A 20,687-nucleotide genomic window follows, 5' to 3' on the forward strand; every position below is an offset into this window, starting at 1 on the left:
GTGCGTCGCTCACCGGCGTGCCTGGTCCACGGCCACTTCGCGCGTCCCGGTGTCCACGCGGACCTTGATCGTGCGTCCCGGCGAGAACTCCGCCTGCTTCACGGGACTGATCGGCGTGGTGAGCGTCGTCTCGAAGCTGCCGGTCGAACTCTCCACCCGAAGCGTCAGCCGGGTCAGGATGAAATACCTCGCGACGCGGTTGCCCGTGTCGTAGGTGTCCAGGACCAGCGCCGTCGCAGGCTCACCCCGCCTGCGCACGTCGTCGGCTTTTCCCTCTCCGGCCAGCTTGCGGACCACCGCCCGCTGGAGAACGAAGAACGCCGCCACGGCGGCCAAGGCAAGAGCGATCCATGTCATCGCCTCCAGCATGTCGCTCCTCCGATTTTTCAATGGGTGGGATTCGGTCACGCCTAGGTGATCAACTTGAGGAGGGGCGTTTCCAGATCCATGCCCTGGTTCGAGAGATGGAAGAACGACTGCGTGGTCGTGAATCCCGCCATGCTGAGGGACGTCGTCGCCCATGTGAAGGAGTGGATGTAGGTGAAATCCGCCTTGGCCCAGCTGTAGGCCGTCTGCCTGTCGTTGTGAAACTCGGCATAGCCGTTGTACAGCTCCATCGAGCCATTCTTCGACCAGGCCAGGCCCTTGGTTTCCGTCTCTCGCGAAGGCGCGGTGTCGATCACGTGCATGCGGTTGGTCCGCCTGACGTTGTCGCCTTCGAGCAGCACGTTCCCTTTGGACACGATGCTGATGTCGCCCTCGGTGGACTCGATGCGGATGGTCTTGGCCTTGCCCACGTAAGGGCCGGCCACCGTGGAGTTGTGAAAGGTGTCGATGGTCTCTTCCAGTCCACCCTTCACGTCGTCCTTGCCGCCACCGCCCAGGATCTTCCGGTTCCACCCGGTCTTGTAGCTCTCGAACCGCTTGCCGGCCCACGCCTCGAGCGTGGAGTCGCCGGTGTAGACGTGCTCGGTCATTCCGTTCTTCACGTCGACATGCAGCGCGTTGTCGAAACTCTCCTGTCGCAGCCCGGCCACCACGTGCACGGTGGAGTCGCCTGTCTCGACGGTCTCCGTGGCCCCCTCCTTGGTCGTGATCGCGATGGCGTTGTTGAAGAAGTGCTCGGTCTTCTTCGTCACCTCCAGCTTCGAGCCCGACTTGTAGATCGCGTGGTCCAGGCCGTTGTTCACCGTCGTGGTCCGCGCCTCGTCCACGGTGAGGTCGTCGTTCTTGTGGATGTGGGTGGTGCGGTTGCCTTCCACCGTGTGCATCTCGTTGTTCTCCACCTCGAGCGTGAAGTCCTTCTGCGCATGGATCTTGATCGACTCGCACCCCGGGTCGTCGTCGATCACGAAGTGGTTGGCCAGCTCGCCATCGCCCTTGATCGTGCGGCTGATGAACCCGCTGACCGTCGCCTTGGCAGGAAGCTCCAGCGGCGGCATCTGGTCGGCGTTGTAGACGCGCCCGATGATGATCGGCCGGTCGGGACACCCGGCAATGAAGTCGACGATCACCTCCTGCCCCACGCGCGGATGGTTCACGGCGCCGAAGTTGGAGCCGGCCCAGGCACTCGACACGCGCACCCAGCACGAGCTGTCCTCGTTGCGCTGGCCGTAGCGGTCCCAGCGGAACTGCACCTTCACGCGGCCGTACTTGTCGATCCAGATGTCTTCGCCGGGCGGCCCGACCACGGTGGCGGTCTGCGGGCCCTGGGTGCTCGGCACGCGCGTGATGCGGCGCGCGCGGAAGGGGAACGAGGTGGGCTGCACGCCGAAGTGAAAGCTGTACTCGCCCGGCATGCCGCCGCTGGCGTAGCCGCCCTCGCGCAGGCTGTACATCACCGAGACGACGAGGTACTCGCGGTTGTCTTCGTTGCGCGGTGCGTTCTGCATGGTGAAGCGGTAGCCGGGCGCCATGCCGCGCACGTTGGTGTGGCCGGTGTCGACCTCGGCCTGGGCCTGCGCCTCCTCGAGGCGGATGCGTGCGTAGTGCTCGCCCTGCCCCGCGTCGCTGTAGCCGCCCATCCACTCGTACATCTCGTAGCGGCCGTGGTCGTTGCCGCGCGGCTGGCTGCGCGTGTTGAGCAGGTCGGCCCTGGGCTTCTTGAAGTCGAAGTCGTCGACCACGTAGGTGCCGGGGCGAATCTCTTCGGTGACTTCCCACTGGTCGATCACTTCGCGGCCGGGGTCGGTGGCGCGGTCGCTCGCGAGGTAGCCGATCTTCGGGTAGCCGGGCAGCGTCTCGTGCGCGCTCATGTCGTCGGCCAGCACCAGCGTGTGCTGGTTCTTGTCGTGCTTGAAGTAGTAGTAGATGCCCTCATGCTCCATGAGCCGGCTCACGAAGGCGAAGTCGGTCTCCTGGTACTGCACGCAGTACTCCCACTGGCGGTACGAGGCGCTGAGCTTCTTCTCGAAGGCGAAGCCGTACTCGCCCAGCACGTCTTCGAGGATCTCGACCACCGACTTGTTCTGGAAGATCTTGCAGTCGCTGGTGCGCGTGAGGTACCAGAGCCAGGGCCGCACCGAGGCGCGGTACACGGTGTAGCGCGAGGAGCCGCCCTCGCGCCCGATCATGGTGAAGCGCGTGATCTGGCCGTTGAGGTAGCGCGGCGTTCCGCTCAGGGTCTGTATCTCGAGCGCGAGCGGCTTGCCGAGCAGGCCCTTCATGTCGACCGAGGTGTTCGGGCTCAGCAGGTCGACCTCGAACTCGAACAGCTGCGACAGCCCTTCGCTGCCGTGCATCGAGCGGAACAGCAGCTGTTCCTCTCCAAGCGGGGTGTGGGCTTTGACGACTCTGTCCATGCGGCTCTCCCTTGGGTCTACGCGGGGCGTTCTGAAAATTCGTACTGGAAGTCGTCGCCCGCTGCGCTCAGCTGCACGCCGGCGAGCTTGCGCGCACTGACGGTGGCGCCGATGACTTCCTCGCTCAGCCGGGGCAGGATGGTGTGCGTGAGGATCGCGTCGATCATCCGGCCACCCGACTCTATGGCCGTGCAGCGGCGTGCGACAAGCGCGACGGCGCTGTCGTTGTAAGCCAATGCAATGCCGTGGTTGGCCTGCAGCCGCGCCGCGATGCGGTCCAGCTGCAGGCGAATGATCCGGTGCAGCGCGTCGGCCTGCAGCGGGTAGTAAGGCACGACCACCAGGCGCCCGAGCAGCGCGGGCGCGAACACCTTCAGCAGCGGCTCGCGCAACGCGGCCGCCAGCGGCTCGGGGTCGGGACGCAACGTCGGGTCTTCGCACAGCTGCATGACGAGGTCGGTGCCGACGTTCGACGTCATGATGATCACGGTGTTGCGAAAGTCGATGTGGCGGCCTTCGCCGTCTTCCATCCAGCCCTTGTCGAAGACCTGGAAGAAGATCTCGTGCACGTCGGGGTGGGCCTTCTCGATCTCGTCGAGCAGCACCACGCTGTAGGGCCGCCGGCGCACGGCCTCGGTGAGCACGCCGCCTTCGCCATAGCCCACGTAGCCGGGCGGTGCGCCCTTGAGCGTGGAGACGGTGTGCGACTCCTGGAACTCGCTCATGTTGATGGTGACGAGGTTCTGCTCGCCGCCATACAGCGCCTCCGACAGCGCGAGCGCGGTCTCGGTCTTTCCCACGCCCGAGGGACCGCACAGCAGGAACACGCCGACGGGCTTGTTCGGGTTGTCCAGCCGCGCACGCGCGGTGCGGATGCGCCGCGAGATGGTCTCCAGCGCATCGGGCTGCGCGACCACGCGGGCCGACAGGATCTCGCCCAGGCGCAGCACCGACTGCGCGTCGTCGCGCACCATGCGGCCGATGGGAATGCCGGTCCAGTCGGCGACCACGGTGGCGACGGCCTGCGCGTCGACGGCCGCGAGGATGAGCGGTGTCTCGCCCTGCAGCTTCACGAGCTGGTCTTGCGCTTCGTCGAGTTCGGCGCGGATGGCTTCGGGTGTTCGCTCGGGCTCGGCGGGCGGTTCTTCTTCGTTGTTGTCTTCTTCGACTTCAGCCTGCACCGGCACCGCCGCAGGCGACAGCAGCTTGCGCAGCGCGACGATGCGCTCGACCAGCGCCGCTTCTTCCACGCGCCGCTGCTCCAGCAGTTCGAGTTCAGCCTGCGCGGCAGCCACCTGCGCCGCGATGTCTTCCACGCGCTGGTGCTCGCCGACCCCGATCGCCGCCTCGCGCCCCGCGATGCCCGACTCGATGCCGAGCACCTCGATGCGCCGCTTCAAATCTTCGAGCGCCGCAGGCAGCGCATGCTGACTCAGCGCCACGCGCGCGCACGCCGTGTCGAGCAGGCTCACGGCCTTGTCGGGCAGCTGGCGCGCGGGAATGTAGCGGTGCGACAGGCTCACGGCCGCTTCGAGCGCGGCGTCGAGGATGAGCACGCCGTGGTGTTTCTCCAGTTCGGCCGAGATGCCGCGCAGCATGACCACGGCCTTGGGCTCGGTGGGCTCGTGCACCTGGATGGTCTGGAAGCGCCGCGTGAGCGCCGGGTCTTTCTCGATGTACTTCTTGTATTCCGACCACGTCGTGGCGCCGATGGTGCGCAGCCGGCCGCGTGCGAGCGCGGGCTTGAGCAGGTTGGCCGCGTCGCCGGTGCCGGCGGTTCCGCCCGCGCCCACCAGCGTGTGCACTTCGTCGACGAACAGCACGATGGGCTTGGGGCTTTTCTCGACCTCGTCGATCACCTGTCGCAAGCGCTGTTCGAACTCGCCCTTCACGCCCGCGCCGGCCTGCAGCAGCGTGGGGTCGAGCACCCACAGCGACACGTCCTTCAGCGAAGGCGGCACGTCGCCGGCCGCGAGGCGCGAGGCCAGGCCTTCGACCACGGCCGTCTTGCCGACGCCGGCCTCGCCGGTGAGCAGCGGGTTGTTCTGGCGACGGCGCATGAGGATGTCGACGATCTGGCGGATCTCGTCGTCGCGGCCGTACACGGGGTCGAGCTCGCCGGCACGCGCCTTGGCCGTGAGGTCGCTCGCGTACTTGGCCAGGGCCGAGCCGCCGACTGCGGGCGCATCGCCCTGGTGCTGCGCCACCGATGCGCCACCGCCCGCCTCCGACGCGGCGTCGTAGTCGTCTTCCGGCGAGCCTTCGGTCCACGCCGCAAGCTGCGCAACCAGCACGTCGGGCACGAGCTTGTCGAACTCGCGCGAGATGCCCGAGAGCACCTGGCGCAGGCCCGGCGTCTTCACGATGCCCGCGAGCAGGTAGGCGCCGCGGATCGACGTGGCCTCGAAGCGCAGGCTGGCATAGACCCACGCACGCTCGACGGCGTGGTCGACATGCTCGGAGATGTCGCTGATCGACGTGGCGCCGTGCGGCAGCCGGTCGAGCGCGCGCACGAGGTCCTGCTCGACCGCATCGAGGTTGAGCCCGGCGCGCTTGATGATGCGCAGCAGGTCGCTGTCCTGCAGCTGCAGGATCTGGTGCAGCCAGTGCACGAGCTCCACGTAGGCATTGCCGCGCAGCTTGGCGAAGGCGGTGGCGGTCTCCAATGCCTTGTAGAGCATCGGATTCAGTTTCGAAAAAAGAGAGACGCGGCGGATGTCGGTCATGAGGAAGCCGGTGCGTTGCGGGAAAAGAGCGCCTCGGGCTGGAACACCATGTCGCCGGCGTCGGTGTCGGACAGGCGGGTGCCGAGCCAGCTGCCCCAGCCCAGGCGCTGGTCGCTGCTCAGCCGCATGCCGCGCGCCTCGGGCTTGCTGAGCACCAGCCGCAGCTCCCAGGCGAATTCGATGCCGACGTACTGACGCACCCAGTCGACCACCTGTTGCAGCCGCGGGCTGCCCGGCAGGAACTCGCGGAACTGCTGCTGCGACAACGGGCCGAGTTCGAGCCTGAACTTGCCCTGCGCATCGCGCACCGCCAGGCCGATGGTCGCGCCGCTGCCCAGCCGGTGGTTGCGCCCGAGCAGACCGATGCGGCTGACCTGGCGCTCGTCGATGTGCACCCAGTCGCTCACGAACTCGACCACGCGCACGGGCACGTCGAAGTACAGGCGAAGAATCTGGATGAGCCCCTCGGGGTTGCGCGTCTGGCGCACCAGGTGCCCTGCCATGTGCGTGCGCGCGTGGTCGGCGATGCGGTCGCGCGCCTTCAGGCCGGGCTGCCCCATGTTCATGAGGCTGGCCACGTAGTCGACGAAGCGGTGGCCGTCGGTGCGGTCCAGGCTGTTGACCGACTGCGCGTCGGCCCAGGCGCGGTAGAACAGCAGGATCAGCCGGTGATGGAACAGGTCGGCGAACGCGCTGAGCGTGTTGTCGGCGTGGTGGCGCTTGCGCTCGCGCGCGTACTCGGTCAGGTGCAGCGGCAGCGGGCCGTTGGGGCCGAAGAGACCAAAGCCGTAGATCGAGATGCGCGGCGCGCCGTCTTGGTCGACCTCGACACCCGACACGTTCGACGGCGCGAAGGCCATCGAGGGCTCCTGCCCCAGCCGCAGCGGCTCGTCGCGCGGGCGCGGCGCGCGGCCCAGCAGCGGATGGTCGCCCTGCGCGTCGAGCCGGCGCAGCAGCATGAACAGGTCGTGCTCGAAGGGCTGCTCGACGAGCCGGGCCCACAGCGCGGGGTCGGCCTCGGGCACGCCGCGGCGCGGCGCGGACTTCGCCTTGGTGTGGGTGGGGCTGCGCGCATCGACGGCCGCTTCTTCGCGCGTCTCGGTCTCTGCCGGCAGCACCTGCAGCATCGCGTCGTCGGTGAGGCCGGTCGTGCTCATACGGTGGGGCGGCGTCCCACGCGCGGGGTCCAGCGCGCAATTTCGCCGCGCTGCAGGCTGGACAGCGCGAACTCGGTGAACGCATTGAGCGACACGTGCCGGCTGAAGAACTGCTCCAGCACGGCGCCGAACAGGTATGGGCTCGTGCCCGAGAAGGCGACCTCGTCGATCTGCAGCGCGATCTCCACGCCGCGCCCGAACACGATCGGGCCCGGCTCGGGCAGGCGGCGGAAAACGGGCGCCAGCGCCATCGAGCGCACGCCCTGGATCTGGCGGCGCACGGCCGGGTCGGCGAGGTTGCCGTACAGGTCGAGCATCTCGCGCAGCGCGGCGGCGCCCTGCGTGGCATCGACGTCGGTCAGGCTCAGGTAGTTCAGGCCCAGGTGGCTGATGAGGCGCCAGGTGAGCGCGCCTTCGGCCAGCGCCGGGTACGGCCGCGACGGGCCGCGCAGGATGCGCACGCCGCGCACTGGCGCCGACACGCGCAGCGTGAAGTCCGATTCGAGCCCGGTGGGCAGCAGCAGCGGCAGGTCGCGGTTGGTGCACAGCGCGTCGATGGTGATGTGGCGCAGGCTGTGCGGAAACGGCGCGTCGTGCTGGTCGACCAGCGACACGTACACCTCGCTGCCGGTGTAGCTGGTGCGCGTGCCCTGCGCGCGTGCGCGGTCGGACACCAGGCGCGGTTCGCGGCGCAGCGAGAAGTAGGCGCCGAAGTCGCCGTCGTCCGAAGCGAACGAGCCCAGGAAGGGCCGGAACTCGCGCTCTTCCGAGCCGTTGGCCATGTGGCCCGTGACGCGCTCGACGGTGAAGATCTCGAAGTCGCGCGGGCGCGTGCGGTCGATTACCGCATGGTGCTCGTGCTGGCCCGGCCCGACCGGGATGCGGTCGCTGCGGCGCGGCACGAGGTTGATGATGGGCGTGCAGAACAGCGAGAAGTGCCTGGCGTCGACCAGCCGCTCCAGGTCGGCGTCGGCGCGGTCGAGCAGGATCACGATCTCCATCGTGGTGCCGCCGATGGCCGAGGCCGCCGCGCGCAGGTGCTTCACGCTGAAGAACAGGTAGCGCTCGGGAAAGGCGAAGTACTCGTGCAGCAGGCGGTAGCCCTGGAACGAGCGCGCGTCGTAGGGCAGCAGCGACTGCTCGGGGTCGAAGCCCTCGTGGCGGATCGCCTCGTCGCCCAGCGGCACGATGCGCGCCGTGCTGCCGGGGCCGGCACGGCACACGGTGGCCACGCTGTGGTGGGCCACCAGTTCGAGCACGCGCAGCGCATGCAGCTCGGCGCCCGAGAGAAAGAACTCGAGCCGATCCAGAGGCATCTCGGCAAAGCGCGCGCCGCCCACCGCCTCGAGCTTGATGGTGATCGCACTCTTCGCCTGGCGCGCCGCCATCGGCAGCGCATGCGCGATCTCGGCCGGCACCGGGCCCAGGCTCGCCTCGGCAATCTTGATCGGCCACAGCGTGACGGCATGGCCCGTGCGGAACTCGCAGGCCGTCTGCTCGCCCTTGATCATGCGACCGCGCAAGAGCGTGTGGCGCGGCAGCTCGTAGCCCGCCTTCAGCGAGCCTTCGTTGAGGTTGCCGTCGATCTGCACCACGGCCATGGCGGGCAGCGGCGCGAGGAAGTTGGGGTACACCACCTCGAGCAGGCGTTGCGAGAAGCGCGGAAACTCCGCGTCCATCTTGAGTTGGATGCGCGCCGTGAGAAAGCTGAAGCCTTCGAGCAGGCGCTCCACGTACGGGTCGCTGACCTCGATGCCGCGCATGCCCAGGCGGCCCGCGATCTTGGGGTAGCGCTGCGCGAACTCGGCCCCGAGCTCGTGCATGTAGGTGAGTTCGCGGTTGTAGTAGTCGAGGAGCTTGGCGTCCATCACAGCCCTCCCGTCGGCCGCAGCACCATGTGCCCGCTTTCAAGGTCCAGCTCCGAACGCAGGATGAACTCGATGGGATACGGCACCGACCACAGCGTGCCGCGGATCTCCAGCGCGAGCAGGTTGTGGTGCTCCAGGTCGGTCGCATCGGTCACGCAGCGCACGTCGATGCTGTCCTTCATGATGCGCGGCTCGAAGTCGATGATGGCCGCGCGGATCGCCGCCTCCACGTCGGCGAAGTCGACCTCCGACATGCGCCCGCCGGCCCAGCCGCGCACGCCGTAGTTCACCACCGAGCCGCGCGCGCGCGGCATGCCGTTGATGCGGTGCTCGGCGCCGAAGTTGGTGGTGTTGAGCAGCCACTGCAGGTCGCGCAGCACCGAGTCGCGCAGCAGCTTGCCGCTCATGAGGAAGGCGCCCGCGCGCTCCTGGCCGTTCTGCGGCGCCTTGTCGGTGAGGCGGTCGAGCAGCACGGGCTGCAGGCGGTCGCGCGCGACGCTTTCCTGGGCGTCGCCGTCGATGTCGGTGGTGACGGCGGGGGTCATGCAGCCACGCCTTCCGTCGCTGCGGCGAACTCGATGCGCCGCAGGTCGAGCAGCGAGTGGTCGCCGGCCTCGCTGATCAGCGTGCGCTGGCCGATGCCCGCGAACTGGTCGTCGCCCGAGAGCGGTTGCCAGTCGGTGCGGCGGCCCAGCGCGGTCTCGTCGTCCAGGCTGTCGAGCGCGCCCGGGTAGCGCACGGGCACGAGGCCGTTGAGGCCGCGGCCGTCGTGCAGCTCGATCTCGGCCGGCGCCCACAGCAGGTCGACCAGATGCTGCGGGCGCGAGAACTTGATGCGGCGCACCGCCGGCAGCGGCAGCCACGCGTAGCCCGAGGGCGTGAACAGTTCGAGCACGGCGCCGATGCGCGCGTCGCCGTCGCACAGCCAGGCGAAGTCGCTGTGCGCCGCGGGCTCGCCATCGAGCGCCTGCACGGCGCGCGCATCGGAGCGGTCGACAGTGGTCAGCGTGCCCTGCAGCGCCGGCACCGCATCGCGCGCGGCCTCGCGCAGCGCGGCGGCCTCGTCGGCACGTTCAGCGGGCAAGACGGCGGCGCCGAGCAGCTGCTCGACCCAGTCGGCATTGCCCGAGACGATGGCCGGCGTGCGTCCGCCGCCGGCCCAGAAGTCGCTGCGCTCGCGCTCGCCCCGCAGGGCCATCGCGCAGGTGACGCTGGCCGGCGTGAACGTGGGGTCGAGCTTCGTGGCGAGCTTGAGCTGGTCTTCGGCCCGCTGCCATTCGCCGCGCAGCGCGAGGAAGTGGCACAGGGCAAGGCGCAGGCCGGCATTCTGGGGACTGGCGCGGATTTGCCGCTGTACCCATTCGGTGTGCTCGGCCACGGAGCGCTCGCCCAGCACTGCAAACCCATCGCCCATGAAACTTCCCCGTTGACTGGCTGAAAGGTGAAAGGCGGCGCGCCGCGAAGGGGCGCCGCAGGAGACAGACAAACGGCTGTGGACCGCCGGCGGGGGCTGCATGGCCCTGAAGGCCACGGCCCCGCCGCGCAACAAGGAAATCAGGCTTCCTTGTTTTCCTTGATGTTCCAGCCCAGCACCGTCTCGGCGCCCTTGCCGCCCTTGTCGGTCTGTTCCCAGTACTGCTGTTTCACCTTCGCGGCCTGGAAGGCGTACTGCACGAGCACCGCATCGCCGCCCTGCTCGGCCGTGTACTGCACCGAGGTGACGAGCACTTCTTCGAGCGTGACGCGCGTGTATTCGATCTGCGAGCCGCCGGCCTTGCACACGGCCACCTCGACCTTGCTCAGGTGCTTGCCGCTCGCGCAGTTCTTCAGCACGGAAGGCGCGGCCTTGTCGATGCGCGCGAGCACCTGCAGGTCGTTGAAGCTGGCCTTGCCCACGCCGCCGCCACCGCCGCTGACCATGTTGCCAGGCTGCGTCGCTCCCCATGCAAACGACTTGATGTCGGTCCAGTCCTTGTGGTTGGAGTCCTTGGACTCACCGTTTGCCCCCTCGACGCGCATGAACATGTCTACTGCCATGATTGACCCCCAAAAGTTATCGATGAATTGCCCGGTAGCGGGACAGTGGAATTAGCTGCTGTCCTTCTTGTTGGACGGCAGCTTCGAAACCAGCCGCAACGACACCGTCAGCCCCTCGAGCTGGTAGTGCGGCCGGAGAAAAAACTTGGCGGCGTAGTAGCCGGGGTTGTCCTCGATGGCTTCCACCTGGACCTCGGCCGCCGCCAGCGGCTTCATCGCCTTCGTGTCCTGCGACGAGGTGCCGGGGCTGCCGTCGACGTAGTTCATGATCCAGTCGTTGAGCCAGCGCTCCATGTCCTCGCGCTCGCGGAACGAACCGATCTTGTCGCGCACGATGCACTTCAGGTAGTGCGCGAAACGGCAGCATGCGAACAGGTACGGCAGGCGCGCCGCCAGGTTGGCGTTGGCCGTGGCGTCGGCGTCGTAGTACTCGGCCGGCTGCTGCAGCGACTGCGCGCCGATGAAGGCCGCGAAGTCGGAGTTCTTGCGGTGCACCAGCGGCATGAAGCCGTTCTTGGCCAGCTCGGCCTCGCGCCGGTCGCTGATGGCGATCTCGGTCGGGCACTTCATGTCCACGCCGCCGTCGTCGGTGGGGAAGGTGTGGGTGGGCAGGTTCTCGACCGCGCCGCCCGACTCCACGCCGCGGATCGAGGTGCACCAGCCGAACTGCTTGAACGAGCGGTTGATGTTCACGCCCATCGCATAGGCCGAGTTGGCCCAGGTGTAGCGCGTGTGCAGCGCCGAATCGGTTTCTTCCTCGAACTCGAACTCGTCGACCGGGTTGGTGCGCGCGCCATACGGCAGGCGCGCCAGGAAGCGCGGCATGGCCAGGCCGATGTAGCGCGCGTCTTCCGAATCGCGCAGCGAGCGCCACGCGGTGTGCTCGGTGTTCTGGAAGATCTTGGTCAGGTCGCGCGGGTTCGACAGCTCCTGCCACGAGTCCATCTGCATCACGGTGGGCGAGGCGCCGGCGATGAAGGGGCAGTGCGCGGCGGCGGCGATCTTGGCCATCTCGCCGAGCATCTCGACGTCGGGCGGGCTGTGGTCGAAGTGGAAGTCGCCGATCAGCGCACCGAAGGGCTCGCCGCCGAACTGGCCGTACTCGGCCTCGTAGATCTTCTTGAACATCGGGCTCTGGTCCCAGCCGATGCCCTTGTGGCGCTTGAGCGAGCGCGCCACTTCGCGCTTGGAGGCGCACATGACGCGGATCTTCAGCTGCTCGTCGGTCTCGGTGTTGTTCACGAGGTAGTGCAGGCCGCGCCATGCACCTTCGAGCTGCTGGAAGTCTTCGTGGTGCAGGATCTGGTTGATCTGCTCCGACAGCTTGCGGTCGATCTCCGTGATGATGGCCTGCACGCTGCGGTAGGCGTCGTTCGAGATGGTGACGGTGTTCTCGAGCGCCTGCACGGCCAGCGTCTTGACGGCGTTCTCCACCGCCTCGCGCGCCTGCTCGGTCTTGGGCTTGAACTCGCGCTGCAGGAGGTCGGAGAACTCGTTGGGCTCGAGCGCTTCGACGGTGGCGGTGCGGGCGCGTGCGCCTTGCTGGGATGCGGTGCTCATGGTGCGGTCCTGTCGTCGGCTTGCTTGGCTGCTGCGGCATCGGCGGCCGCCTGCGCGACCACGGGGTTGGGCGCGGACGCCAGCGACTTGAGCAGCGCCGGGTTCTGCAGCGCCTGCGCGATGAGTTGCTCGGCCCCGTTCTTGCCGTCCATGTACGAGAGCAGGTTCGACAGCTCGGTGCGTGCCTCGAGCAGCTGCTGCAGCGCATCGACCTGGCGCGCGATGCGCGCGGGCGAGAAGTCGTCCATGCTGTCGAAGGTGATGTCCACGTTCATCTGGCCTTCGCCGGTGAGCGTGTTGGGCACCTGGAACGCGACGCGCGGCTTGATCGACTTCATGCGCTCGTCGAAGTTGTCGATGTCCACCGCCATGAACTCGCGCTCCGCGAGGTCGGGCATGGGGTCGGTCTGCTTGCCCGCGAGGTCGGCGATGACGCCCATCACGAAAGGCAGCTGGATCTTGCGTTCGCTGCCGTAGATCTCGACGTCGTATTCGATCTGCACGCGCGGCGCCCGGTTGCGCGCGATGAACTTCTGACCACTGTTCCTGACACGGTTGTCTGCCATAAGCGTCCTCTTGAAACTGAATGCATGGGTCGTACCGGTCGACCGGTGCCGGCGCGTTGTTCCTGCTCGCCGGCAGCAACGGCCGCTAGGGCAATGCGGCGTCGCCGTTCAACGGGCGGCCGGCAAGGCTTTCTATCTTTTGCAATCCCTCGGGCACGAGCTCTTCGATGATCTGGAAGAAGTTGAGGTCCATCAGCCGCTGGGCCCTGCGGATCAGCATGGGTGCCGGATGGCTCGGTTCCGTTCGCTCCAGGAACTCGCATGCTTTTTCCAACAACACTTGCACATCTTCACGAGCCGATATTTCAATCTCTTGAATACGCAGCGGGCGCACTGCAGCCTGCGTGGCCGCTGCAACATGCGCTGCGGGTGCGTGCACCTGCGCCGCACCGCTTGTGTCTTCTGCACGGCCCGTTGCCGACGCCTGCGGCACCTCGCTGTGCGGCTGCTCCGGCAGCAACTGGCCCACGGTACGCAGCGACCGTTCGAGCCTTGAAAAATCGGGCGCCCAGCTCTGGCCCAGCGCGCGCTCGCAGGTCTCGCGGATGCGCTGCAGGAGTGCCAGAGCCTCACGCAGGGCCACGACCGGCGCCGCCGCCTTGTCGTGTGCGCGGCGTGCGGCCTCGCGCAGGCGGCCGACGCCGCCGGGGTAGTCCACCTGGTCGCTCTTGCTCGAATCGAGCAGCGCCTCGACCTGCCGCAGGCTCATCGCCGTGCCACCGTCTTCGAGCAGCCGCGCATCGCGCACGCTGCGTCCGAGCCCTTCGGCTTCGGCCAGTGCGGCCAGCGCATTCATGCGCGGCAGCGGGTCTTCGTTCGTGCCATCGACGACGCGCGGATGCACGTCGTTCCAGAAAGTCTGCAGCACCGCATCGACCTGGCGCAGCCCGTCGACATAGCCGGGCAAGCCGCGGCTTTCGGTCCATGCGAGCGTGAGCGGCACCAGCACGCGCAGGTCGCGCGTGCGCACGCACAGCTGTCGTGCGATGCGGTCTACACGCGCCCAGTCGGGCGGCTCGGCGGGAATGATGGTGTCGCCGAACTGCTGCTCGCGCTTGCCCGTGGCCGCCTGTTGGAGCGCCATGAAATCGGCGTCGTATTCCAGATCTTCACCACAGGGAAGCGGGCCCTCGACGGGCGTCTGCAACAGATCGATCTCATTCGGCAGCAACCACGACTCCCTTGATTTATCCACTCGCGATGGTAGTCATCTTGAGGGTAAGAAGAGGCATGGTCAACCGCAACAGAATGCAAAGTGCAGCCTCTGAATTCCAAAGGAGTACATCTGCTTTTAAAGTGCAGAAGTACGGGCTACAGCAGCCGACGCGACGCGAGGTTGCGCATCAACGCACCGAGGCCGAAAGACCACCGCGGCGCCTGGTCTGCATGCACGACGCGGTTGTTCAACGCACCCAATTCAGGGGCCGCGATGCGCACATGGTCGCCCACGACATGCGTGAATCCTTGCCCCGGTCCGTGACGGTCTTGTGTCGGCGCGAACATCGTGCCCAGAAACAACATGAAACCGTCTGGGTAGGCGTGGTGGCGGTTGAGTGTCTGCGCCACGAGGTCGAGCGGATCGCGGCTGATCTTCGACAGCGAGCTCGAACCTTCGAGCGTGAAGCCCTCGGGCCCCGTCACGTTCAACGCGACCGTGATGCGCCGCACATCGGCAATGCCGAAGTGCGCATCGAACAGACGGATGAACGGCCCGATGGCGCACGAGGCGTTGTTGTCCTTGGCCTTGCCCAGCAGCAGTGCGCTGCGGCCTTCGAAGTCGCGCAGGTTGACGTCGTTGCCGAGCGCGGCGCCCAGCGTCTCGCCGCGGCTGTTCACCGCGAGCACGACCTCGGGCTCGGGGTTGTTCCAGGCCGAGTCCGCGTGGATGCCCACGTCGGCGCCGGTGCCCACGGCCGCAAGCACCGGCGCCTTGGTGAAGACCTCGGCGTCGGGGCCGATGCCGACCTCGAGGTACTGCGACCACATGCCTTGCGCGATGAGCACGTCCTTCACCTTCATGGCTTCGGGCGAGCCCGGCACGATGTCGGCGAGGTTGTCGCCGAGCACGTCGCCGATGGCCGCGCGCGTGGCCTCGGCGCGCGAGGCATCGCCGCGTGCCTGCTCTTCGATCACGCGTTCGAGCAGGCTGGCGACGAAGGTCACGCCGCTGGCCTTCACGACCTGCAGGTCGCAGGGTGCGAGCAGCCAGGGTTGGCCACTGTCGCGCTTGCTCTCGTCGCTGTTGGCGAGCACGGCATCGAGTTCGGCGATGCGTGGCGCGGTGCCACTCTGCAGTGCCGCGCGCACGGCTTCGGCCGGCGAGCCGTTGCCTTCGAGCAGGTCGCTCATGGTGGGTGCGAGCTTTGACAGATCGTGCAGGCCATCGCCCTGCACGGCCACCAGCACCGGGCCCACGCCGGGTTGCCAGAGACGGCCGACAAGGGTGGCGCGCTCGGCGTCGCGGGGCAGGCTGGAAGCGGTCGAAAGGTCCAAAGGCATGGTGGGGTGTCTCCGTGAATAAGGTCTGCGCGCCATCGTAGCCGCGGCCCTGCGGCCGCGCGCGCCGCGGGTCAGTGGCCCGGCGTGGCCCGCACGCGCGCCACGTCGGCGGGCAGGTTCGCCCACGGCGCTTCCTGCGGCGCGAAACGTGCGCGCATGTAGCCGGCGAGGTCGGCGATCTGGCGGTCGTCGAGCGCCTCGCGGAACGCGGGCATGAAGCCGATGTCGCGGTGCGCGGGTGCGCGCACGCCGTCGAGGATGGTGCGCAGCAGGTTGTCGGGCCGCGTGCTCGTGAGGCTGCTGTTGAGTGCGAGCGGCGTGTTCACGCCCAGCAGCGTGGGGCCGTCGCCGTCGTGGTGGCATGACGCGCAGGCGCTGTCGAACATGCGCTGCGCGGGGCCGAGCAGCTGGCCTTGCGTGCGCGCGGCGTTGTCGATGGCCTGCTGCGCAAGCGCTTGCGGTTGCGCGACCGGCGCGGGGTTGAACGCGCCGAGGTAGACGGCCATCGCGCGCACGTCGGCGTCGGGCACCTGCGCGAGTTCGCGCACCACCTCGGCCATCGGGCCGCCCGCGATGCCGTGGCGCGGCGAGTGGCCGTTGCGCAGGTAGCGGTAGAGCGCGTCGGTGTCCCACGGCACGGCGGCCTTCGACAGCTGCGTGAGCGCGGGCGCTTCCCAGCCATCGACCATCGCGCCCGAGAGGAACGCGCTGCCGCCCTGCTCCGCGCCGAGCGCGTTGCGCGGCGTGTGGCAGGCGCCGCAATGGCCCAGGCCGTTGACGAGGTAGGCGCCGCGGTTCCATTCGGCGCTCTGCGTGGGCACGGGCGGAAGCGGCGCGGGGTCGTGGAACAGCGCGTTCCAGCCGGCCATCAGCGGGCGCAGGTTGAACGGGAACTTCAGTTCGGACTTGGGCGTTTCCGCACGCACCGCCGGCATTGACATGAAATACGCATAGAGCGCCTGCAGGTCGTCGTCGCTGGTCTTCGCGAAGGCGGTGTAGGGGAACGCGGGGTACAGGTGGTGGCCGTCGCGCGAGACGCCTTCGCGCATCGCGCGCTGGAAGGCGCTGAACGACCAGCGGCCCAGGCCCGTCTCCGCGTCGGACGTGAGGTTGGTGGTGTAGAGCGTGCCGAAGGGCGTGTCCATCGCGCGGCCACCGGCATTGGGTGCGCCGCCCGGCGCGGTGTGGCACACGGCGCAGTCGCCGAGCGCGGCGAGCACGCGGCCGCGCTCGATGGTGGACTCGCTGTAGACCGGTGCGGTGAGCGACACGGGCGCGATGGCGGAGCGCCAGCCGAGCAGGCCGGCGATGACGCCGAGGCCGCCGATGAAGAGCGCAGCGCCGGTGGCCCACAGGCCCTTGCGGCGCGGCCACAGGGCGTTGCTCACGCCTGCGCTCGAGGCCGGTGGCGAAGAGGGTCCGGCGGCATCGCCCTGCCCCGGTGGCGGAGGCAGCGAACCGCGGTTCAACTCCGCCAGCACCGTCTCCGGCGTGAACGGCGGCGAGCGGAAGCGCACGCCCGTCGCATCGAAGATCGCGTTCGCGATCGCCGCGGTGCCCGGCACCGACGACGACTCGCCCGCACCCAGCGACGGCTCGCCGGGCCGCGGCATGTGCATCACCTCGATCACCGGCACGTCGCGGAAATTAATGATCGGGTAGCTGCCCCACTCGCGGCTCACGACCACGCCGGTCGGCAACACGCCCGGCAACTGCGCACCGCCAGCAGCAGCACCTTGTTGCGGCGCGAACTGCACCTGCTCCTTGAGCGCGCGGCTCGTGGTCTGGATCACGTTGCCGTGCACCTGGTGCTCGACGCCCGCCGGGTTGACCAGCAGCCCCGCGTCGTGCCCCACCACCACGCGGCGCACGTGCACCTCTCCGGTCTTCTGGTTGACCTCGACGTCGGCCACCCACGCGGCCCACGCGGCGCCGAAGCCCGGCCACTTGCTGTGGATGTAGCGCGCGTACGCAAAGCCCTGGCCGAAGAGGATGTCGCCGCCTTCGCCCAGCCCACCGTCGGCGTTCTCCTGCGGCCCGGTGCGCATGCGCCAGCCGGCCTTCTGCGCGGTGGCCTGCACGAGTTCGATGGCGCGCGGATCGTCCAGGTGCCGCAGGCGGAACTGCACGGGGTCGACACCGGCGGCCGTTGCCAGCTCGTCGATGTACGACTCGTGCGCGAACGAACTCGGCAGCGCCGACACGCCGCGCAGCCACGAGGCGCGCACGATCGGCGCCATGTCGTTGACCTTCACGCGCAGGTTGTCGTAGCTGTACGGCGGGCGCGCGGTGCGGTCGCCCATCTCGTAGGCCTGCGCCACGGGCTCGACCGTGCGCGTGAGCAGCAGCGCCAGCGTGGGCGCACCGTTCGACGGATAAGAGGTTTCGAAGTCGTAGGCCGCAACGCGGCCGTCGGCCATCAGCCCGCCGTCGATCTCCATGAGCTGCGCGGCGCCCTTGGGCTCCCACGCATGCTCCTGCTCGCGCGAGAGCTGCACGCGCACCGGCGCACCCACGGCGCGCGCGAGCAGCGCGGCATCGGCCGCCACGTCGTCGGCGCCGTTGCGGCCGTAGCAGCCCGCGGCCTCCATGCGCACCACGTCGACCTGCACGTCGTCCACGCCCATGAGCTTGGCCAGATCGGCGCGCAGCACGTGCGGGTTCTGCGAGCCGGCCCAGCAGCGCAGCTGCATGCCGCTGCCGTCGGCCGGTTGCCACTCGGCCAGCGCGCACGAGGGGCCGATCGACGCATGCATCTGGTACGGCCACACGTAGGTGCGCTGCATCGGCTGCGCGGCGGCGGCCAGGGCGCCGTCGACATCGCCTTCGTCGACCAGCAAGCGCTGCGTCGACGGGTTGTCGCGCAGGGCCTGTGCCACGTCGCGCAGGTCGGGCATGCCGGGCCAGGGCTTCCAGGTCACGCGCAGCTCGCGCATCGCCTGCTCGGCGTGCTCTTCGCGCTCGGCGACGATGCCGACGAAGTCGCGCACCACGACCACGGCACGGATGCCGGGGATGTGGGCGATCGACGCTTCGTCGACCGACTCCAGCGTGTTGCCGATGAACTCGCCATGGTCCGCGCCCGCATACGGTGGACGCACCACGCGGCCGTGCAGCATGCCGGGCACGCGCATGTCGTGCACGAACACGAGGTCGCCCGCGAGCTTGGCCGGGATGTCGACGCGCGCCTGGCGCGTGCCAACGAGGCGGTAGTCGGCCGGGTTCTTGGGGGTGGCGTCGAGGTCCAGCCGCAGCACGGTGCGCTGGTGCGCCACGAGGTCCGCGTAGTTGAGGTGGCGCTCCGGCGCCTCGGCCACGCGCACCACGCCGTTGCGCACCTGCAGCGCATCGACGGCCACGCCCAGCCGCTCGGCCGCGCGCGCCAGCAGCCAGGCGCGTGCCTGCGCGGCGGCCAGCCGCAGCGGCTGCGCGTGGATCTGGATCGACGCGCTTGCGATGGTCGCGCCCTGGTTGGGCGCGCGCGCGGTGTCGCCGAGCATCATGCGCACGCAGGGCATGCCGAGGTCGAGCTCCTCGGCCACGATCTGCGCGAGCGCGGTCTGGATGCCGGTGCCCAGGTCGACGTGGCCGTTGAGCGCGGAGACGCTGCCGTCGTCCCACAGCGCGAGCAGCACCTCGTCGCCTTCGCTGGGGTGGCTGGCGATGAAGGCGGGCTGGCCCTTGGCGGGCGGCGGCGGGGGCGGCGCTTCGCGCACCACCAGCAGCACGCCATCGGCAGCGAGGAATTCCGCGCGCGTCTGCGGCAGGTCGGCGCGGCGCGTCATGCGGCGGGGGCGTCCGGCGGGGCCGCACGCAGGCGCACGGCGGCACGCTGCACGGCGTCGAGGATCTCGATGTGCGTGCCGCAGCGGCACAGGTTGCCCGACAGCTCGCTGCGGATGCGCGCCTCGCTCGCATCGGGGTCGCGCGCCAGCAGCGCGGCGGCCTGCATCACCATGCCGTTGAGGCAGTAGCCGCACTGCGCGGCCTGCGCGTCTTCAAACGCGGCCTGCACCGGATGCCAGCGCCCGCGCATGCCCAGGCCTTCGAGCGTGGTGATGCTGCGCCCCGCCACGCCGTGCGCCGGAATCACGCAGGACCGCGCGGCCACGCCGTCGACATGCACCGTGCACGCACCGCACTGCCCGAGCCCGCAGCCGTACTTGGGCCCGTTGAGCCCGAGGTCGTTGCGCAGCAGGTGCAGCAGCGTGGCTTCGCGCGGCACGCCGGCGAGCGCGTGGGCCTGGCCGTTGACCTGCAGGCGCAGCGGCTCAGCGCCGCAACTGGCCGTCACGGGTGTACATCTCCAGGTCCACGAAGGTCGAGCCGTTGTGGTTCTTCGCGCTGTAGTCGACGGGGAAGTCGCCGAAGCGCGTGCTGCCGATGCTCTCGAGCCCGGCGATGAAGCTGTCGCGCGTGAGCGCCTTGCCCGCGCGGCGCAGGCCCTCGGTCATCACGCGCGCGACGATGTAGCCCTCGAGCGCGGTGTAGCTGTCGATCTTCTGGCCGAACTCGGTGCGGTCGCGCTGGTAGTCGGCCACGATGGGCACGCGCTGCGCACCGGGCGGCGGCACGATGCTGGCCGTGACCAGCCCGGCGAGCTTGCCGTCCAGCCGCTTGGCCGAACCCGCCGCGTCGGTGATGCCGACCGACAGCGTGTACAGCGGCGCGGCCGCACCGCTCGCGCGGTAGTCGCGGATGAAGACCTCGGTCATGCGCCCGGCCATGATCATCACGACGGCGCCGGGGCGGCCCTCGGCGAGCCCGCCGATCACCTGCTTGGCGTCTTCGGCCGCGATGGCCATGGGCAGCGTCTGCACCACCTTCACCTTGTACTCGGCGGCCAGCTGCTCGCAGGTGGCGAGGTTCGACTTGCCGAAGGCGCTGTCCTGGTAGACCACGGCGATCGACTGGATGCCCAGCGTCGAGAGGTGGCTGATGATCTTGCGCAGCTCCAGGTCATAGCCCGCGCGCACGTGGAACAGGTAGCGGTTGGTCTTGGTGCGGAACGACGTGGTCCCCACCAGCGGCGCGAACATCGGCACGCCGGCCTTCTCGGCCAGCGGCATGGCGGCCGCGAGGTTGCCCGTGGCGACGTAGCCGGTGAGCGCGAAGACCTTGTCCTCGTCGATCAGCTTGGCCGTATTGGCAGCCGTCTTCGCGGGCTCGTAGGCGTCGTCGTAGGTGACGAGTTCGATCTTGCGGCCGTGGATGCCACCCGACTTGTTGACGCGGTCGAAGTACAGCTGGATGCCCGCACGGTAGTCGACGCCGAAGTCTTTCGCCGGGCCGCTGAACACGGCCGACTGGCCGATGCGGATGGTGCTGTCCGTCACGCCGTTGTCGGCGCGCGCCGGCCGCAGCAGGCCGGGGCCGAGCGCCAGGGCCGCGCCGCCCGCCACCAGGGTGCGCCTTGAAATCGAAAGCTTCATGCGTCGTCTGTCTCTTTGTTGTTGTCGTCGGAGGGGTGTTG

The 20,687-nt window shown here is 68.9% G+C and carries 15 protein-coding genes; all 15 read right to left on the reverse strand.

Translation table 11 applies throughout. From position 1 onward, the window contains the following. Positions 1–9: 9 nt before the first annotated feature. Complete coding sequence (locus AC1RGU_RS29925; protein WP_159273460.1) at positions 10–408, reverse strand: hypothetical protein; 399 nt, start codon at positions 406–408, stop codon at positions 10–12. Positions 409–410: 2 nt separating this feature from the next. Then, positions 411–2,801 carry a type VI secretion system Vgr family protein gene (locus AC1RGU_RS29930; protein WP_492700068.1) on the reverse strand — a complete coding sequence of 797 codons (2,391 nt, stop codon included), beginning with the start codon at positions 2,799–2,801 and terminating at the stop codon, positions 411–413. A gap of 17 nt (positions 2,802–2,818) precedes the next feature. Then, the gene (gene tssH / locus AC1RGU_RS29935; RefSeq protein ID WP_492700070.1) at positions 2,819–5,527 is read right to left on the reverse strand and encodes a type VI secretion system ATPase TssH; all 2,709 of its coding nucleotides are present in this window, start codon (positions 5,525–5,527) and stop codon (positions 2,819–2,821) included. After that, positions 5,524–6,684, reverse strand: a complete 1,161-nt coding sequence (tssG, locus tag AC1RGU_RS29940) for a type VI secretion system baseplate subunit TssG (RefSeq protein WP_369645865.1) — start codon at positions 6,682–6,684, stop codon at positions 5,524–5,526. The genes tssH and tssG overlap by 4 nt, the downstream gene beginning before the upstream one ends. Beyond that, positions 6,681–8,552, reverse strand: a complete 1,872-nt coding sequence (gene tssF / locus AC1RGU_RS29945) for a type VI secretion system baseplate subunit TssF (protein WP_159273457.1) — start codon at positions 8,550–8,552, stop codon at positions 6,681–6,683. The genes tssG and tssF overlap by 4 nt, the downstream gene beginning before the upstream one ends. Beyond that, positions 8,552–9,097, reverse strand: a complete 546-nt coding sequence (tssE, locus tag AC1RGU_RS29950) for a type VI secretion system baseplate subunit TssE (protein ID WP_095949841.1) — start codon at positions 9,095–9,097, stop codon at positions 8,552–8,554. Before tssE ends, tssF begins: the two co-directional genes overlap by 1 nt. After that, entirely contained in the window at positions 9,094–9,966 is an 873-nt protein-coding gene (locus tag AC1RGU_RS29955; protein ID WP_492700074.1) for a type VI secretion system accessory protein TagJ, read from the reverse strand. The genes tssE and AC1RGU_RS29955 overlap by 4 nt, the downstream gene beginning before the upstream one ends. 140 nt (positions 9,967–10,106) lie before the next feature. Further along, the gene (locus AC1RGU_RS29960; protein WP_062473964.1) at positions 10,107–10,589 is read right to left on the reverse strand and encodes an Hcp family type VI secretion system effector; all 483 of its coding nucleotides are present in this window, start codon (positions 10,587–10,589) and stop codon (positions 10,107–10,109) included. A 51-nt stretch (positions 10,590–10,640) separates the two neighbouring features. Beyond that, positions 10,641–12,149 carry a type VI secretion system contractile sheath large subunit gene (gene tssC, locus AC1RGU_RS29965; RefSeq protein ID WP_056583649.1) on the reverse strand — a complete coding sequence of 503 codons (1,509 nt, stop codon included), beginning with the start codon at positions 12,147–12,149 and terminating at the stop codon, positions 10,641–10,643. Continuing rightward, positions 12,146–12,715 (reverse strand): type VI secretion system contractile sheath small subunit, encoded by a 570-nt coding sequence (gene tssB, locus AC1RGU_RS29970; protein WP_139703399.1) that lies wholly within the window; start codon positions 12,713–12,715, stop codon positions 12,146–12,148. The genes tssC and tssB overlap by 4 nt, the downstream gene beginning before the upstream one ends. Positions 12,716–12,800: 85 nt before the next feature. After that, positions 12,801–13,886 carry a type VI secretion system protein TssA gene (gene tssA, locus AC1RGU_RS29975; RefSeq protein WP_492700077.1) on the reverse strand — a complete coding sequence of 362 codons (1,086 nt, stop codon included), beginning with the start codon at positions 13,884–13,886 and terminating at the stop codon, positions 12,801–12,803. A gap of 140 nt (positions 13,887–14,026) precedes the next feature. Next, complete coding sequence (locus tag AC1RGU_RS29980; protein WP_492700079.1) at positions 14,027–15,214, reverse strand: fumarylacetoacetate hydrolase family protein; 1,188 nt, start codon at positions 15,212–15,214, stop codon at positions 14,027–14,029. A 71-nt stretch (positions 15,215–15,285) separates the two neighbouring features. Further along, complete coding sequence (locus tag AC1RGU_RS29985) at positions 15,286–18,999, reverse strand: molybdopterin cofactor-binding domain-containing protein (RefSeq protein WP_492700081.1); 3,714 nt, start codon at positions 18,997–18,999, stop codon at positions 15,286–15,288. Then, positions 18,996–19,508: a (2Fe-2S)-binding protein gene (locus tag AC1RGU_RS29990; RefSeq protein ID WP_492700083.1), complete on the reverse strand. Its 513-nt coding sequence runs from the start codon at positions 19,506–19,508 to the stop codon at positions 18,996–18,998. Before AC1RGU_RS29990 ends, AC1RGU_RS29985 begins: the two co-directional genes overlap by 4 nt. Then, positions 19,486–20,646 carry an ABC transporter substrate-binding protein gene (locus tag AC1RGU_RS29995; RefSeq protein WP_492700085.1) on the reverse strand — a complete coding sequence of 387 codons (1,161 nt, stop codon included), beginning with the start codon at positions 20,644–20,646 and terminating at the stop codon, positions 19,486–19,488. Before AC1RGU_RS29995 ends, AC1RGU_RS29990 begins: the two co-directional genes overlap by 23 nt. Positions 20,647–20,687 lie beyond the last annotated feature (41 nt).

It is taken from the genome of Variovorax sp. GW823-FHT02B07, assembly GCF_058797695.1.

What these genes read in the sequence shown, in the direction of transcription:
- tssC (WP_056583649.1), bottom strand. Translation starts at nt 12,149, where the DNA reads ATGAGCACCGCATCCCAGCAAGGCGCACGCGCCCGCACCGCCACCGTC.
- AC1RGU_RS29980 (WP_492700079.1), bottom strand. Translation starts at nt 15,214, where the DNA reads ATGCCTTTGGACCTTTCGACCGCTTCCAGCCTGCCCCGCGACGCCGAG.
- AC1RGU_RS29995 (WP_492700085.1), bottom strand. Translation starts at nt 20,646, where the DNA reads ATGAAGCTTTCGATTTCAAGGCGCACCCTGGTGGCGGGCGGCGCGGCC.
- AC1RGU_RS29955 (WP_492700074.1), bottom strand. Translation starts at nt 9,966, where the DNA reads ATGGGCGATGGGTTTGCAGTGCTGGGCGAGCGCTCCGTGGCCGAGCAC.
- AC1RGU_RS29985 (WP_492700081.1), bottom strand. Translation starts at nt 18,999, where the DNA reads ATGACGCGCCGCGCCGACCTGCCGCAGACGCGCGCGGAATTCCTCGCT.
- tssF (WP_159273457.1), bottom strand. Translation starts at nt 8,552, where the DNA reads ATGGACGCCAAGCTCCTCGACTACTACAACCGCGAACTCACCTACATG.
- tssG (WP_369645865.1), bottom strand. Translation starts at nt 6,684, where the DNA reads ATGAGCACGACCGGCCTCACCGACGACGCGATGCTGCAGGTGCTGCCG.
- tssH (WP_492700070.1), bottom strand. Translation starts at nt 5,527, where the DNA reads ATGACCGACATCCGCCGCGTCTCTCTTTTTTCGAAACTGAATCCGATG.
- AC1RGU_RS29960 (WP_062473964.1), bottom strand. Translation starts at nt 10,589, where the DNA reads ATGGCAGTAGACATGTTCATGCGCGTCGAGGGGGCAAACGGTGAGTCC.
- AC1RGU_RS29930 (WP_492700068.1), bottom strand. Translation starts at nt 2,801, where the DNA reads ATGGACAGAGTCGTCAAAGCCCACACCCCGCTTGGAGAGGAACAGCTG.
- tssB (WP_139703399.1), bottom strand. Translation starts at nt 12,715, where the DNA reads ATGGCAGACAACCGTGTCAGGAACAGTGGTCAGAAGTTCATCGCGCGC.
- tssE (WP_095949841.1), bottom strand. Translation starts at nt 9,097, where the DNA reads ATGACCCCCGCCGTCACCACCGACATCGACGGCGACGCCCAGGAAAGC.